The organism is Bacillus stercoris (assembly GCF_029772985.1).
Taxonomy (GTDB): Bacteria; Bacillota; Bacilli; order Bacillales; family Bacillaceae; genus Bacillus; species Bacillus stercoris.
The window spans coordinates 3,485,880-3,500,503 of sequence record NZ_CP121861.1 but is presented as its reverse complement, the minus strand read 5'-3'; the positions used below and the strand labels follow the sequence as shown (position 1 = coordinate 3,500,503).

Here is a 14,624-nt window from a genome sequence, read left to right as displayed (position 1 = left end):
ACTAACGGCATACAACATTCCGGAGGTGTCATTATGAGTGATCCTTATATGCCGCTGACTTCGGTCAGAAGCGGAACGGGGTTCGAAGCGGCAAAAGGGGTGCACGGCTTGACTGTGCAAATTGCGAATGTCTATTTTATTCAGCTGCCTTCTGAACCTCACTCATTTGTTTTAATTGATGCCGGCATGCCCCAATCAGCCGGCATGATTGTCAATGAAGCCAAGCAAAGATTCGGTGAAGGTTTTCAGCTGAAGGCTGTTATCCTTACACACGGGCACTTTGACCATATTGGGGCAATCGAAGAGATCCTTGAGCATTGGGATGTACCTGTTTATGTCCATTCTCGGGAAATGCCCTATGTAACAGGTAAAGAGGATTATCCTCCGGCTCGTCCTGACAGCAAGAGCGGGCTGGTCGCCAAGCTGTCGCCGCTGTTTCCGCGGCATTCCATCGATATTTCCTCACAGGTACATGAACTGCCGGAAGACGGCTCAGTTCCATTTCTTGACGAGTGGATGTGGATCGCGACACCGGGACACACGCCGGGCCATATTTCGTTATTCCGCGATGACGGTCGCGTGCTTGTGGCAGGTGATGCTGTTATTACGGTGGAACAGGAGAAAATGGCTGACGTCTTGATTCAAAAACAGGAGCTTCACGGGCCGCCGGCTTATTTCACGCCTGACACAGAGACGGCCGCGGAGTCCATTCTAAAGCTGGCCGCTCTTGAACCGGAAGCGTTATTGACCGGGCACGGCATATCGATGACCGGCAAAAACTTTCGTCACGACTTAACTGAATTGGCAAACCGTTTATCGTCTATTTGACACCTGCACTACGCGGGTGTTTTTTATTGTTTTCCTAGAAGTTGCAGAAAAATCATTGTCTTGCCGCTTAAAAACGATACAATGAAAAGCATGAAGTGAAGTGAAGGGGAGAGTTTGTTGGAAGAAAAAGAAATACTCTGGAACGAAGCGAAAGCGTTTATTGCCGCATGCTATCAGGAATTGGGAAAGGAGGAGGAAGTGAAAGACCGTCTTGCTGACATTAAAAGTGAAATTGACCGGACCGGAAGCTATGTACATACGAAGGAAGAGCTGGAGCACGGAGCGAAAATGGCTTGGAGAAACAGCAACCGCTGCATCGGCAGGTTGTTCTGGAATTCGCTGAATGTCATCGACAGACGAGACGTCCGGACGAAGGAGGAAGTGCGTGACGCCCTCTTTCACCATATTGAAACCGCCACCAATAACGGGAAAATCAGGCCGACCATTACGATTTTTCCTCCGGAAGAGAAAGGTGAAAAGCAAGTCGAGATCTGGAATCATCAGCTGGTCCGGTATGCCGGATATGAGTCAGACGGAGAAAGAATCGGCGACCCGGCTTCCCGTTCCCTGACAGCAGCCTGCGAAGAGCTCGGCTGGCGCGGAGAGCGAACGGATTTTGACCTGCTGCCGATCATTTTTCGCATGAAAGGCGACGAGCAGCCGGTCTGGTATGAGCTGCCGCGCTCACTTGTGATCGAGGTTCCAATCACACATCCCGACATCGATGCGTTTTCTGACTTGGAGCTGAAGTGGTACGGCGTGCCTATCATTTCTGATATGAAGCTTGAGGTTGGCGGCATTCATTATAATGCCGCGCCGTTTAACGGCTGGTATATGGGCACGGAGATCGGAGCGAGAAACCTCGCAGATGAAAAGCGGTACGACAAGCTCAAAAAAGTAGCCTCCGTGATCGGCATCGCCGCTGATTACAATACGGATTTATGGAAGGATCAAGCGCTTGTTGAATTGAATAAGGCTGTGCTGCATTCGTATAAAAAGCAGGGGGTCAGCATCGTTGACCATCATACAGCCGCAAGCCAGTTTAAACGGTTTGAAGAACAGGAGGAAGAAGCGGGCAGAAAGCTGACGGGGGACTGGACGTGGCTGATTCCGCCGATTTCACCCGCCGCCACGCATATCTTCCACCGATCCTATGACAACTCAATCGTTAAGCCGAATTACTTTTATCAGGATAAGCCTTACGAGTAAACAATGGAAAATCGATGATGGCCTTCGAGTCTGCGGGATTCAGTGACAGAGATGTCGGTAACCTTTGAGAAAGGGCTTCCTTTCTTTACAGCCTCAAGAAACGATTGCAGGGCGTTTTCCGGCCCCTCTGCCAACATCTCAACACGCCCGTCATCACGGTTTTTGACCCAGCCGGCCAGTTTTCGCTTATCAGCTTCCATTTGAACAAAATAGCGAAAGCCCACACCCTGAACCCGGCCGTCTACAATGATTCGGTATTGAAGCATGTAAAAACCACCTTTTCTTTTTATGATAATCAATTATTTTACAGCCTGTAAAGGGGATGTGTTCGCATGAAACCAGAGCGCTATACAGTTCTTTCTCTTAATCTGGGAAAACCGCAGACGCTTGAATATGACGGAAAGAAGATCGAAACCGGCATCATGAAGCGGCCGGCTGATTCCGCCGTTATGCTGCACCGCGAGAATTTTGAAGGAGACGGACAGGCGGACATCGTCAACCATGGCGGACCTGATAAGGCTGTTTGCGTCTACCCGGCGGAGCATTATCCGTTTTGGGAAGAGTTCCTCTCAAGACCGCTGCCAAGCGCCGCATTTGGAGAAAATTTGACGGTCGCGGGCCTGACTGAGGAGACAGTTTGCATAGGGGATGTGTTCAAGCTTGATGAAGCTGTTGTTCAGGTCAGCCAGCCGCGCCAGCCGTGTGTAAAGCTGGCGAAAAAGTTTGGCGTAAAAGAAATGGTGCTGAAGGTTCAGCAAACAGGCTATACAGGGTATTATTTTCGCGTGCTGGAGGAGGGCAGGGTGTCACCAGGCGCCAAGCTTGAATTGCTATCCAGAGGAGAGAAAGGCATCTCCGTCCAGTTCGCCAACCGCATCAACTATCATGATGCAAAAAATCTCACCGCCATTGACCGGATTTTAAGTGAGGATGCCCTATCGAAAAGCTGGAGAGCGTCCTTTATGAAAAAAAAGGCCAGGCTGTTGTCGGTTGAATAGAAAAAAGCCGCGCATATCAACGTGCGCGGCTTTGCTATCTTTAAGATTGTTTTTTCTTTGTTTCAAGCAGGTTGGCAAGAAAATAGGTTTTATAGCTTTGAAGCTTTCTTCCCTCATGGTGCGTGATCCCCTGCTTTTTTAGTTCTGCCACATACCAGCCTTTACTGCCGTAATGCATGTTAGAAAACTCCTTTCCCTATCTGATTTCGAAACGATTGGCATTGTAACATCTATAAAAAGATGCTGAAAAGAGATGTGGGGAAAACTGAGCCTTTCGCACTAGATATGCGAATGTTCTTCTGTATGTATATGCGGAGTAAAAGCCGAATATGATTTAATGGCCGGTCAATTTGAGCATAACAACGCCAAATGTCATAATGGCGAAAACAATGCCGATATATGTGAGCATCCCGTTTTTTTTCTTTACACCGTAAACGGTTATTAAGATGCCTTCAATGAAAAAAATGATGCCGAAAATTATAAACCACATGCAGATAAAGGCTCCTTTCACAGACATAATAGTAGTGTAGCATATCTGGAAGAGCCGGGCTGTGACAATATCAAGAAAGCCGGGCGCATATATCGCCCGGCTCATGTTTTATTGTTTATCAACCAATTTGACCAGAAGCTGTGCCAAATGTGTTTTCTCATTTTCGTCCGCAATGCTCCAAAGCTCTTGCAGCAGCATTTCTTCACCGTTTTGCGGCTCTTCATGCTTTGCGAGGTAGTCTCCCAGGATGGCGGCGCTTTTCACCAGCTTGCCGTCATCCAATCCCAGCTTTTTGCCTCGATTGACTTGTTTTTTCAAGTAGTCTTTAAATTCCTCAAAGTCTTTTAAAATGTCTTCTTTTGTTGTGCCGTGCATCGCGTTCATTTCGTTTTCAATTTGGATTTTTTCTTGATCTCTGTTCATTGCAAGTCCTCCTCGTGCAGAATAATGTTGTTTTACCTGCAATTCGAGGAGGCTAAACCTGCCGGAAGTCCGGAATGTGTTTTACAGCTTCGTCAGGATAATCGGTTCGTCTTTTGTGATAACGATCGTGTGTTCAACTTGGGCAACCATGCTTTTATCCGGCGTCTTGAACGTCCAGCCGTCTCCAGCTTCAACAATCGTTTCCGCTTTCGTAGAAATAAACGGTTCAAGCGCGATCACTGTGCCGTTTTTGAAAAGCGCGTTATCAAACGGATCATAATAGTTCATGATGTGGTTCGGCGCTTCATGCAGGCTTCGGCCGATTCCGTGGCCGGTCAGTGTTTTGATAACGGTAAAGCCTTGAGAGCGTGCTTCATGATAAACGGCTCTTCCGATCTGGTTTTGGCGCTTGCCTGCTTTTGCCTGCTGAAGGCCCTTTTGAAAAGCGTCTTCCGCGCATTGGCAAAGCTTATGAAGGCGTTCTTCTCCATCACCGAGTACAAATGAGATGCCTGTGTCGGAATAGAACCCGCCAAATTCAGCAGAGATGTCGATGTTGACAAGGTCCCCTGCTTTTAAAATCTTGGAAGTGCTTGGTATGCCGTGAGCCACTTCATCATTTACGCTGATGCATGTCACACCTGGAAAATCGTATTCCTTCTCAGGAGCTGAAACGGCGCCATGCTCATCAAGCACAGCTTTTCCGATAAGGTCAAGGTCTTTTGTGCTCATGCCGGGCTCTGCTTTTCGCTTCATTTCTTCACGCGCAAGCGCGACGATTCTTCCGATTTTTTTCAGGCCTTCTAATTCTTGATCGTTTGTTACAATCATCTGTCATTCCCGCTTTCTTTTTAAATAATCTAGATTAAGCTTACCACAACTGTCTTAAAAATAGGAAACACACGGACCTGGGAAAAAAGAAATGCCTTGGGAAAATTGGTATAGATCACTAGATATCTTATATGGTATATTTGAAAAAAAAGGGTATGAGGGGGATGGGTATGCTTGCATTTTTACAAAAACTCGGGAAGTCATTTATGCTCCCGATTGCGGTTCTGCCTGCGGTTGGAATCATCCTTGCGCTTGGCAGAGAGGATGTATTTAATATCCCGTTTGTCTATCAAGCGGGGACGGCGGTTTTTGATCATCTGCCGCTTATTTTCGCGATTGGAATTGCCATCGGCATTTCGAAGGACAGCAATGGGGCCGCGGGTTTATCAGGAGCGATATCGTATCTGATGCTTGACGCGGCGACAAAGACAATTGACAAAACAAATAACATGGCGGTGTTTGGGGGAATTATTGCCGGTTTAATTGCCGGTTACACCTATAACCGCTTCAAGGATACAAAGCTGCCAGAATATCTTGGATTCTTCAGCGGAAGACGGCTTGTGCCGATTATAACTGCCATCATTACGATCATTTTAGCCGGCATATTCGGAGTCGTCTGGCCGCCGATTCAATCGTGTATAAACTCATTTGGAGAGTGGATGCTCGGGCTCGGTGGCATCGGGGCAGGCATATTTGGCCTTTTCAACAGGCTGTTAATTCCGCTTGGCCTTCACCATGTGCTGAACAATATTTTCTGGTTTCAATTCGGAGAATATAACGGAGTGACAGGGGATCTGGCGCGCTTTTTCGCGAAAGATCCGACAGCGGGCACATATATGACCGGATTCTTCCCAATCATGATGTTCGGTCTTCCGGCGGCATGTCTGGCTATGGTTGTGACTGCGAAGCCGTCAAAACGGAAAGCGACGGCTGGAATGATGATTGGGTTTGCTTTAACGGCGTTTATCACAGGGATTACGGAGCCGATTGAGTTTGCATTTATGTTTTTATCTCCGCTTTTATACGCTGTTCACGCGATCTTAACAGGGTTATCTTTATTTATCGTCAACTGGCTAGGCATCCGCTCAGGCTTCTCTTTTTCAGCCGGAGCTATCGATTATGTGCTCAGCTACGGAATCGCAGAAAAACCGCTGCTTCTGCTTTTTGTAGGTATATGCTATGCGGCAGTATACTTTATCGTGTTTTATGTACTGATTAAGGCTTTGAATTTAAAAACGCCGGGACGGGAAGATGATGATGTGGATGAAGTGCTGGATGAAAATACGGTTCAGGATGTAAATGAAAACATCATGCTGAAAGGGCTCGGCGGAAAAGAAAATCTTCAAACCATTGATCATTGCGCCACAAGGCTGCGACTGACTGTGAAGGATACCGCTTTGGTGGATGAAGCGCTTTTGAAGAAAGCAGGCGCAAAAGGGGTTGTCAAATCTGGCGGGCAATCGGTTCAAGTCATTATTGGGCCGAATGTGGAATTTGCAGCTGAGGAATTGAGAGCTGCTGTCAAATAAAAAAGCGGAGAGGGCAACCTCTCCGCTTTTTCTTATTTATCTTCGTTATCCTTTGACGTTTCGGAAGAATCTTCGTCATGTTTTGTGTAATCATAATCAGAAGGGTTTACCTTCTTAAAACCTTTCGGCTCGTAGAACCGCAGCAGGTCTCCGTTTATGATTTTATCGGACATTTCAAGTTCCTTCTTGACGAGTGAGTCTTCTGACTTGTCGACTTCGGATTCATCGAGTTCTTTGCCGGTTTTCGTATCGTAATACTTACCGGATATTTTCGTGTACTTCGGTGAAATAAAGTCTCCGTTTCGGAACGGAATCACTTCACGGTGTTCTTTCGATAAAATATCAGACCCGGACATCAGATAGTCTTTCGTATCCACTCCGAGCAGATGCAGAATGGTAGGAGCCACGTCGACGTCTCCGGCATATTTATGAACCTTCTCGCCCTTCACGCCGGCAGCGTGGATAAAGAGCGGCACCCGTTGAAGCTGGGCATTGTCGTAATCAGTGATTTCATCTTTGCCAAGCACTTTCGCCATCGCTTTATTGTGGTTTTCAGAGATGCCGTAGTGGTCTCCGTACATCACAATAACCGATTTATCATATAACCCGTCTTTTTTCAGATCATTGAAGAATTGTTCAATGGACTGATCAAGGTAATGGGCTGACTGGAAGTAGTTATCGACGACAGAGTCACCAAAGTCTCCAGCCGGGAAGTCTGTATCCCCCTCATCCATTCCGAATGGGAAGTGGTTGGACAGGGTAATGAACTTCGTATAGAACGGCTGCGGCAGGCTTTCCAGCAGCGGCATTGATTCTTTGAAGAACGGTTTGTCTTTCATGCCGTAGTTTTTCGTGTTTTCTTCGTTCATGTCATAGTAGGCAGAATCAAAGAATTTATCAATGCCTTCCGCTTTGTACATTTCGTTACGGTTCCAGAACGTCTGCGTGTTCCCGTGGAACGCGGCAGATGTGTAATTCTTAGACTTCAGAATCGCCGGAACGGATTGCAGCGTGTTTTGCGCTTTGTTTACGAAAACTGAACCTTGAGCCAGCGGGTACAGAGAGTTTTCCATCATAAATTCAGCATCAGATGTTTTACCTTGTCCCGTTTGGTGGAAAAAGTTATCAAAGTAGAACGTTTCGTTATCATGTGCCAGTTTATTTAAGAACGGTGTCACTTCTTTGCCGTCAATTTTGTAGTCGATGATAAATGACTGCAAAGATTCAAGTGAAACGTAAATGACGTTTTTTCCTTCCGCTTTGCCGAAATACACGTTATTCGGCACATCGTAATTGGCTTTCATATAGTTTTCTACGTCCGTCACGTCGCTGGAATCGGCAAGCGCGCGCTGGCTGTTGGACTTGATATTCTGTACAGCGTCATAAATTGTGAAATTGTATGTTCCCAAGTATTTCACAAGATAGTTCCGGTCGAATGATCTTGTCAGCAATTCAGGACGGTCTGATTCCGCAACTGCCAGGTTGATCAAGAACACAAGAATCGAAGACGCTAAAATAATTCGGAACGATTTTTTGCTTGACGTTTCGGCAGGCTTGTTCACTTTGATCGCCAAGATGATCAGGATGATCGTGTCGATAAAGTAAAAGGCGTCAGTCGGTCTCATCAGCGAAAATGCGCTGTCACCGAGTTGGCCGCCGTTTGTTTTAGCCTGCATAATGACCGGAATTGTAATAAAATCATTGAAAAATCTGTAGTACACAATGTTTGCGTACAGTAAAAAAGACATTAAAAAATGAATCACTATAATGGCTGTCCGCTGTAATTTTTTCTTGAACAAGAGTCCAAAGCCAAGAAAGAACAAGCTTGAGCTAAGAGGATTCACAAAAAGCAATATTTTTTGTATCGTGTTGTCTATTCCTAAGTTGAAGTTCAGGACATAACCGACATACGTTTTGATCCATAACAGGACGACCGCGATGAAGAAGAAGGCCAGTCCTCTTTCTTTTATAAATGTTTTCATTGTTACACTCCTTTTTTCCGATCCAGTTCGAGCGAAACGATAGAAAAAACGAACGTATCCAATATAACACGAATCAGCAGATTAGAAAAGTGAAAATCGTATGATGGAGAAAGTGGCGAAAAACGCCGTCGAATCAACGTTTCGCTTTGAAATGACCAAATGTAAAACAAGGTATCTTTCTAGAAATAAAGGAATAAAATGGTATAATGATCATTATATGATAAAATAAACGGAATAGATGAAAAGAGGTGGAAGGATGGATTTTTCCCATATTGTGTCTGAAGATAAAATTAAGCGCGCCATCAAAGACGGAGACTTTCAAAACCTCCCGGGAATGGGAAAGCCGCTGCCGAAAGATGACGCGGCGCATTTGCCGGAATCGTTGCGCATGGGCTACCGTATTATGAAAAATGCGGGAATGGCTGAGGACGAGGGCGCGCTCAAAAAAGAGCTTATGACCATCGACCATTTAATCGAAAAGTGCTATGACGAAAAAGAACGAGAGCAATTAATCAGAACAAAATCTGAAAAGCAATTGCTGCTTGATAAGCTTGTTGACAAAAAAGACATGTTTTCAAAGCCAGCATCCGCTTTTTATAAGAATAAAGTATATGACCGGCTTGGACGAAACAGACCTTCTTCCAGCTGATTTGTCTTGTCTGCAGGATGGCGATTGAGAGAAGCCATCCTTTTTATATTCCAAGTTCTATGTCTAAAGGTTTATGTTTTTCCATCTATGGGAAATGACCCATAAACGAAAAAAGGGTGATGGGATGGAACGACTATTAGAGTGGATAGAGCATATATCTGATTGGCTGTGGGGCCCGCCGCTAATCATCCTGCTGACGGGGACGGGGTTGTATTTCACTATTTTGCTGAAAGGTTTTCAATTTCGCTATCCTTTATACATTTTCAAACAGACAATCGGCAGTGTAGGAAAAAAGCCGAAGGGAGAGGGGACGGTCACACCGCTCCAGGCATTGACCTCGGCCCTCAGTTCAACGATCGGTGCGGCGAACATTGTCGGTGTGCCTGCCGCTATTATGTTTGGAGGGCCCGGAGCGGTTTTTTGGATGTGGCTTATTGCCTTATTTGCCATGGCGATTAAGTTTTCTGAGAGTGTTCTTGCTGTTCATTACAGGGAAAAAAATGAGCAGGGTGAATTCGTCGGGGGACCGATGTATTACATAACAAAAGGGCTGCGCATGAAATGGCTCGGCGTATTCTTCTCTGTTGCGCTGATTGTGGAGCTGATCCCGAGCATTATGGTTCAGGGAAATTCGGTTTCAGTCTCGCTTGCCGAGACGTTTTCTTTCAATAAAATATACGCAGGAATCGGAATTGCATTTTTGATTGGGTTAGTGGTGATAGGCGGGGTAAAGCGGATCGGAAAAGTAACAGAGTTTGTCGTGCCTCTTATGGCAGGGGCATACGCGGGAGCCGGTCTCCTGATTGTTCTCATGAATCTATCATCAGTGCCGGCGTTTTTCTCTCTCATCTTTTCAAACGCGTTTACCTCTTCTTCAGCAGTTGGAGGGTTCGCTGGTGCTGCTCTGGCTGAAACCGTTCGCTGGGGATTTGCCCGCGGGCTGTATTCTAATGAAGCCGGAATGGGCACAGCCCCGATTGCACACGCGGCAGCTATGACTGATCACCCTGTGCGGCAAGGGTTTTGGTCTGTGATCGGCATTGTCATTGACACCTTGATCATCTGTACGACTACCGCTTTTATCGTCCTTGCATCCGGTGTATGGACAGGGAAGAACGCCTCAAATGACCCGGCAGCACTGACAACGGCCGCATTTCAGCACTATTTCGGTTCTGGAGGAGGATACTTCGTTTCGGTTTCCCTGGTCTTCTTTGTCGTATCAACCATTATGGTTGTCATTTTTTACGGCGTAAAGCAAGCTGAATTTCTGTTCGGGCGGCTGGCAGGACATGTGATTAAATTCGTTTATTTAGCGGCTATTATCATAGGTGCCGCAGGCGGAGCAAAAGCCATTTGGGGCGTATTGGACTTAGCATTGGTTTTTATTGTTGTCCCGAATGTGATTGCGCTCTTGTTATTGAGCAGAAAGGTAAAAGCGCTGTACACCGAATTCTTTACATCTGAACAGTACTACCTGAAAGATATAAGAAAAACGAAACAAAAGCCTGTTTATCCAACAAAAGAAGCTAAAAATTCCTAGTTTTTTGCTTTTGCGCCGAACAATGCTTTGCTTTTTATGATCAAATAAATGAGTAAAGGCAGCAAAAGAGAAATCACTACATTAATGATTGGTTTGATTCTGTTAAAGTCGATTAGCTGATTTGTATTTAAAAAAAACCAAAAGCCGCATACGACTGAGAACATGCCGGTTGGTGTATACATGGCTTTCGGGTCGATTTTTGAGTGTAAAAACGAAAGGCCGTATACCACGATATATAGGGAACCTGCTATCTTCACCATAATGACCGGAATCCAAAAAGCCGCGATGATCAGGTCTGAGCGATCCAGAAAATCCGTAATGCGGATCTGCCTGATGACCATATAAGCAGGATCAAAGAAAGTAGATGTCAGGTTGGGACCAAAGACAGAAATTGAAGAAAATAACATCACGGCCAGCAATAAAGCGCCCAGCAGTATCGCGAAAATGGTGTATTTTAGCGGGACGCTCCGGTTTGAGAAGAGAAGCGGAAGGATAATCAATTCCCCCATTGTCCCAAACGCGTAATAGCCTGATTGAAGGTATGGGATTAGACCTTCAAAAACAGGTGTCAAGTTTTGAAGCTCAATTTGTGTGGCCAGCGTAAATGGAAGGAACAAGACCAGGATGCCGAATGGAAATAGGAATATCTGCGCCATTCTGGTCAATGTTTCTTTTCCCTCTCTGGCAATACAGATCGCCACAAAGATAATAACACCGCCAAGAACAGCCATTGGTGTTCTCGGGAGAAATAAAATGTTAATCAAATTGATGAAAAAACGTATATCATGAGCATTGATTAACAGGAAATACAAAGAAAACAGTAAAATGATAATCCGGCCTGCGATTGGTGAGGAATCGCTCAGCAGCTCATAGATATTTTTATCCTGATGCTTTTTCATCAGCCTATGCATGAGCCAGAGTGCCGGAATCACGATGACAACGCCGAGGATGTAGCTGTGCCAGGCATTTTGTTTTGCTGATTCGATCATGAGAATCGGAGCATGCTTTAATCCGACCGCTAACGTATAAAGAGCTCCGAAAAATAATCCTTGGTATGCAGAGGTCTTGTCCATAAAGCACATCCTTTCTGTCATGTTCAAAACGGAATATATTTAAACAGGTGCCCCAGCCGCGGAAGCAGGGGATTCACTCTCATATAAATCCATAGAAAAGCACTTCCTGCAATCAGCAGGCTGAAGGCCCATTTTGTTAGATTGTTAGCGGAACGAAAATTCTTCCACTCATATGCGTATATGGCAATGCACACAATCAATGTCTGTACGATATAGCTGATCATGCTGACGCACCTCCATTAATGGCTGATCGTTTTGTATAGGACACCGCCCTGCTCAATCGTCACAATTGGGACGACGTGAACCTCCATATCCTTATATACCTCTTCCCATTCCTTTTTCAGCAGATTCTTCGTGGTTGCCGTGCTTCTGATGGTTCTGTCTTGAAAGCCGGCCGGGTCCGCCTTTAGCTTTTGCAAACGATGAACGGTGCTGATCACGTCCTTCTTTATGGTTCTGTTTAATGCTTTTTGAATGATGTAATACTGGTCATTTTCTCTCGTCTCATAGGTTGATTGGTTTTCCATAATAATTCCTTTGGCTCTGATCTCGATTGTCATTGACAGCTTTCCGTTTTTTTCAGCGGCATGAAAGGATGCATTGGACTTTTGAAGCTGAATGGATGCTTGTCCCATTTGATTCGGCAGGTCTACTATGAATTCTGGCTGGCGGGCTTGATTCAGCAACATCAGGGCTGCTGTCATGTGTTCATCTTTGAAAATATCCATCAATCTGTCCTTTTTAAAGATCGCAAGCCCGTCAATTTTCAAATTAGATTTGCCTTTCCCTCCAGGTTTTGTTTTAGATGCAGAGATGACCGGTGCATACGGATCACTGCCTATTTCTACTAGATCAGACATGAATCTGCTTAAGAAAACGGGGCGGCTCGTTGCGATAATGGCCAGCTCACGAATCATTTCCGCCGGAAACTGTTCAAGCTGGACATCGGTATTTAAAATGTCCCGCGCTTCTCCCCGGCTGACTAAAATGAGCGCCGTTAATCTGTTCTGCGGATTTCGGGTTAAAATATCAAAGACTGGGGCAACGCCGTCTCTCGCCATATCCTCTCCAATAATGACTGTACGTCTGTGGGACGTATTGATTGTCCGTGACAAGGAGGTTTGCAGCTTGTTGTTCGCTTCTCTGATCGTAGTGCCGGAAGCTGAATCAACATACCATGTTTTTGAACCGGCAGTTCCGCCGCCGCCCCCTGTTTGTCCGCCTAATTGACCGACCAAGGGAATCTGCATGGCCACTCGATACTGATCTTTTTTCTTATCAATGGCTGAGCTGACAACAAATGCAATGTCATTGATTTCTGTCCGGTCCCAGCACCCCGCTAGAAGGATACAAATGAGAAGCGGCACAACACACTTATATATTGTTTTCTTCATCTTTTGGGTCCTCTCTTTTCGCTCCCTTCTGTCCGTTGCCGCGCGAATACGTGCCCGGCCTTCTGGTCATCGTCCACCAAGGCGCCCTGACAAAAATATCTTTTACTTCATCTCGTTTAAACGGAGAAATCCCGGATAAATAAGGAATGCCGAAAGATTGCAGCTTGCATAAATGGAGCACTAAGATAATCGTGCCAAGCATAATGCCGAAAATCCCGAAAATACTCGCCAAAAACATAAGCGGGAAACGAAGCATCCTGATGGAGATAGCTAAGTTAAACCGCGGAATTGTGAATGACGCGATCCCTGTTAACGATACGATGATCACCATGGGGGCAGACACAATTCCCGCTTCAACAGCTGCTGTCCCAATGACTAGGGCCCCGAGAATACTGACGGTCTGGCCGATGGTTTTCGGCAGGCGCACTCCCGCCTCACGGAGAGCCTCAAAAGAAATTTCCATAATCAATGCTTCTATGATGGCGGGGAAAGGAATCGGTTCACGCGCGGAGGCCACACTGAACATTAAGTTTGTCGGCATTAAGTCCTGGTGGTATGTAATAACGGCAACATAAATAGCCGGCAAATATAAAGCAACGAATAAAAACATATAGCGAAGCCAGCGGATTAAGTTAGACATCAAATAACGCTCATAGTAATCTTCACTGGCCTGCATAAGCTGCCAAAACGTAATCGGGCCTGTTAAGACAAAGGGCGTATTATCCGTGAAAATGGCAAATCGGCCTTCGAGAAGCTGGGCGGCGACGGTGTCCGGCCTTTCTGTGTATTGCAGCTGGGGGAATGGCGAGTACGTGTCGTCTTCGATAAACTCTTCAATATATCCGCTTTCTAAGACAGCATCAATCTTTATCTTTTTGATTCTTTTTTTTACTTTGTCAATGACCTTTGGATCGGCAAGCCCGTCAATATAGGCCAAGACAACATCTGTTTTGGTTTTCGTGCCGATTTTAAACGAGATCATTTTAAGCTGAAACGTTTTGACGCGAAAGCGCACAAGAGCGGTATTGACCCTGAGGCTTTCAGTGAAGCCCTCTCTTGACCCTCTGATGGTCGATTCTGTTATCGGCTCTTCAATGCTTCTTCTTTGTCCGCCTTTTATATTTAAGATCAGGCCTTTTGAGTGCCCGTCGGCAAATAAAACCGCGTTCCCCTCAATGATGGATGCAGCCACTTTGCTCATACTCGTTTCTATTGCAACACTTGAAATGGATAGAGTATTTTGCAGCGCCTCTTCATGTTCATCTATTTGATCCGTCAAATGCATTAAGAAAGGGCGGAGGGCGTGATCCTGAATATGTTCAGATTTTACAATTCCTTCGATATAAATAATAAATCCGCACAGCCCGTTTCCAAAGTCAAATTGTCTAAATACGATGTCTGAGCAGCCTTCTGTTAATAAGGTCAGATTATCGAGGTTTTCCTTCAAATTGGGAGAGATCGGTCTGTCCTGATTGTCTTCAAGCTCTTTGATGAGCTGAAGCGCTTTGTCGCGTTTATTCATAGAGGCTCACCCTGCTTTTTAATGTCATATTCAATAAGTGCTTGTGACTTTTAGGGTAACCTTGTCTGTTTCATATATTCCAGACTAGGATGAAAGCGCTATAAAAAAGTGTTGACTACCTGTATATACAGGATTACAATATGATTATAAGTTGTA

The 14,624-nt window shown here is 45.5% G+C and carries 17 protein-coding genes; 7 read left to right on the top strand and 10 right to left on the bottom strand.

Annotated features, from left to right (window positions below):
• Positions 1 to 33 precede the first annotated feature (33 nt).
• Both QA442_RS18315 and nosA read left to right on the top strand, forming a co-directional pair.
• Positions 34 to 828 (top strand): MBL fold metallo-hydrolase, encoded by a 795-nt coding sequence (locus tag QA442_RS18315; RefSeq protein ID WP_095432329.1) that lies wholly within the window; start codon positions 34 to 36, stop codon positions 826 to 828.
• 117 nt (positions 829 to 945) lie between these two features.
• On the top strand, positions 946 to 2,037 hold the full coding sequence (gene nosA, locus QA442_RS18310) for a nitric oxide synthase (protein ID WP_071581254.1): 1,092 nt from the start codon (positions 946 to 948) through the stop codon (positions 2,035 to 2,037).
• Here nosA and QA442_RS18305 read toward each other — a convergent pair.
• Positions 2,028 to 2,303 carry an acylphosphatase gene (locus QA442_RS18305; RefSeq protein ID WP_040083751.1) on the bottom strand — a complete coding sequence of 92 codons (276 nt, stop codon included), beginning with the start codon at positions 2,301 to 2,303 and terminating at the stop codon, positions 2,028 to 2,030. The two genes, nosA and QA442_RS18305, sit on opposite strands and share 10 nt — an antisense overlap.
• Before the next feature lie 66 nt (positions 2,304 to 2,369).
• Between QA442_RS18305 and QA442_RS18300 the strand changes: the two genes are divergently transcribed.
• Positions 2,370 to 3,035 (top strand): MOSC domain-containing protein, encoded by a 666-nt coding sequence (locus QA442_RS18300; RefSeq protein WP_071581255.1) that lies wholly within the window; start codon positions 2,370 to 2,372, stop codon positions 3,033 to 3,035.
• A gap of 40 nt (positions 3,036 to 3,075) precedes the next feature.
• Here the strand turns inward: QA442_RS18300 and QA442_RS18295 are convergent, their stop codons facing one another.
• The 4 genes from QA442_RS18295 to map form a co-directional block, all read right to left on the bottom strand.
• Positions 3,076 to 3,213, bottom strand: coding sequence for a YflJ family protein (locus tag QA442_RS18295; protein ID WP_003239885.1), 138 nt, complete (start codon positions 3,211 to 3,213; stop codon positions 3,076 to 3,078).
• 156 nt (positions 3,214 to 3,369) lie between these two features.
• Positions 3,370 to 3,525: a hypothetical protein gene (locus QA442_RS18290; protein WP_014663188.1), complete on the bottom strand. Its 156-nt coding sequence runs from the start codon at positions 3,523 to 3,525 to the stop codon at positions 3,370 to 3,372.
• A gap of 108 nt (positions 3,526 to 3,633) precedes the next feature.
• A complete protein-coding gene (locus QA442_RS18285) occupies positions 3,634 to 3,948 on the bottom strand; it encodes a DUF3243 domain-containing protein (protein ID WP_014663189.1) in 315 nt (104 codons plus the stop codon).
• An 81-nt stretch (positions 3,949 to 4,029) separates the two neighbouring features.
• Positions 4,030 to 4,779 (bottom strand): type I methionyl aminopeptidase, encoded by a 750-nt coding sequence (gene map, locus QA442_RS18280; RefSeq protein ID WP_064813858.1) that lies wholly within the window; start codon positions 4,777 to 4,779, stop codon positions 4,030 to 4,032.
• Between the two features lie 170 nt (positions 4,780 to 4,949).
• On the opposite strand from map, the gene nagE reads away from it, so the two are divergent.
• Positions 4,950 to 6,308, top strand: a complete 1,359-nt coding sequence (nagE, locus tag QA442_RS18275) for an N-acetylglucosamine-specific PTS transporter subunit IIBC (protein WP_071581256.1) — start codon at positions 4,950 to 4,952, stop codon at positions 6,306 to 6,308.
• 32 nt (positions 6,309 to 6,340) lie between these two features.
• Here nagE and ltaS read toward each other — a convergent pair whose 3' ends face one another.
• Positions 6,341 to 8,290, bottom strand: a complete 1,950-nt coding sequence (gene ltaS / locus QA442_RS18270; RefSeq protein ID WP_014663191.1) for a lipoteichoic acid synthase — start codon at positions 8,288 to 8,290, stop codon at positions 6,341 to 6,343.
• A gap of 100 nt (positions 8,291 to 8,390) precedes the next feature.
• Here ltaS and QA442_RS18265 point away from each other — a divergent pair, with 100 nt between their 5' ends.
• The 3 genes from QA442_RS18265 (at position 8,391) to QA442_RS18255 (ending at position 10,479) form a co-directional block, all read left to right on the top strand.
• Entirely contained in the window at positions 8,391 to 8,519 is a 129-nt protein-coding gene (locus QA442_RS18265) for a hypothetical protein (protein WP_080478180.1), read from the top strand.
• A 27-nt stretch (positions 8,520 to 8,546) separates the two neighbouring features.
• Positions 8,547 to 8,939: a DnaJ family domain-containing protein gene (locus tag QA442_RS18260; RefSeq protein ID WP_069149167.1), complete on the top strand. Its 393-nt coding sequence runs from the start codon at positions 8,547 to 8,549 to the stop codon at positions 8,937 to 8,939.
• Positions 8,940 to 9,063: 124 nt separating this feature from the next.
• On the top strand, positions 9,064 to 10,479 hold the full coding sequence (locus QA442_RS18255; RefSeq protein WP_069149168.1) for an alanine/glycine:cation symporter family protein: 1,416 nt from the start codon (positions 9,064 to 9,066) through the stop codon (positions 10,477 to 10,479).
• Here the strand turns inward: QA442_RS18255 and QA442_RS18250 are convergent.
• Genes QA442_RS18250 through QA442_RS18235 form a run of 4 tightly spaced genes read right to left on the bottom strand, consistent with a single transcriptional unit; the run spans position 10,476 to position 14,468 of the window.
• Complete coding sequence (locus tag QA442_RS18250; protein WP_095432328.1) at positions 10,476 to 11,552, bottom strand: endospore germination permease; 1,077 nt, start codon at positions 11,550 to 11,552, stop codon at positions 10,476 to 10,478. The genes QA442_RS18255 and QA442_RS18250 overlap by 4 nt on opposite strands.
• Before the next feature lie 23 nt (positions 11,553 to 11,575).
• Positions 11,576 to 11,776, bottom strand: a complete 201-nt coding sequence (locus QA442_RS18245) for a hypothetical protein (RefSeq protein WP_003233686.1) — start codon at positions 11,774 to 11,776, stop codon at positions 11,576 to 11,578.
• A gap of 15 nt (positions 11,777 to 11,791) precedes the next feature.
• The gene (locus QA442_RS18240) at positions 11,792 to 12,946 is read right to left on the bottom strand and encodes a Ger(x)C family spore germination protein (RefSeq protein WP_095432327.1); all 1,155 of its coding nucleotides are present in this window, start codon (positions 12,944 to 12,946) and stop codon (positions 11,792 to 11,794) included.
• The gene (locus QA442_RS18235) at positions 12,927 to 14,468 is read right to left on the bottom strand and encodes a spore germination protein (RefSeq protein ID WP_095432326.1); all 1,542 of its coding nucleotides are present in this window, start codon (positions 14,466 to 14,468) and stop codon (positions 12,927 to 12,929) included. Before QA442_RS18235 ends, QA442_RS18240 begins: the two co-directional genes overlap by 20 nt.
• Positions 14,469 to 14,624 lie beyond the last annotated feature (156 nt).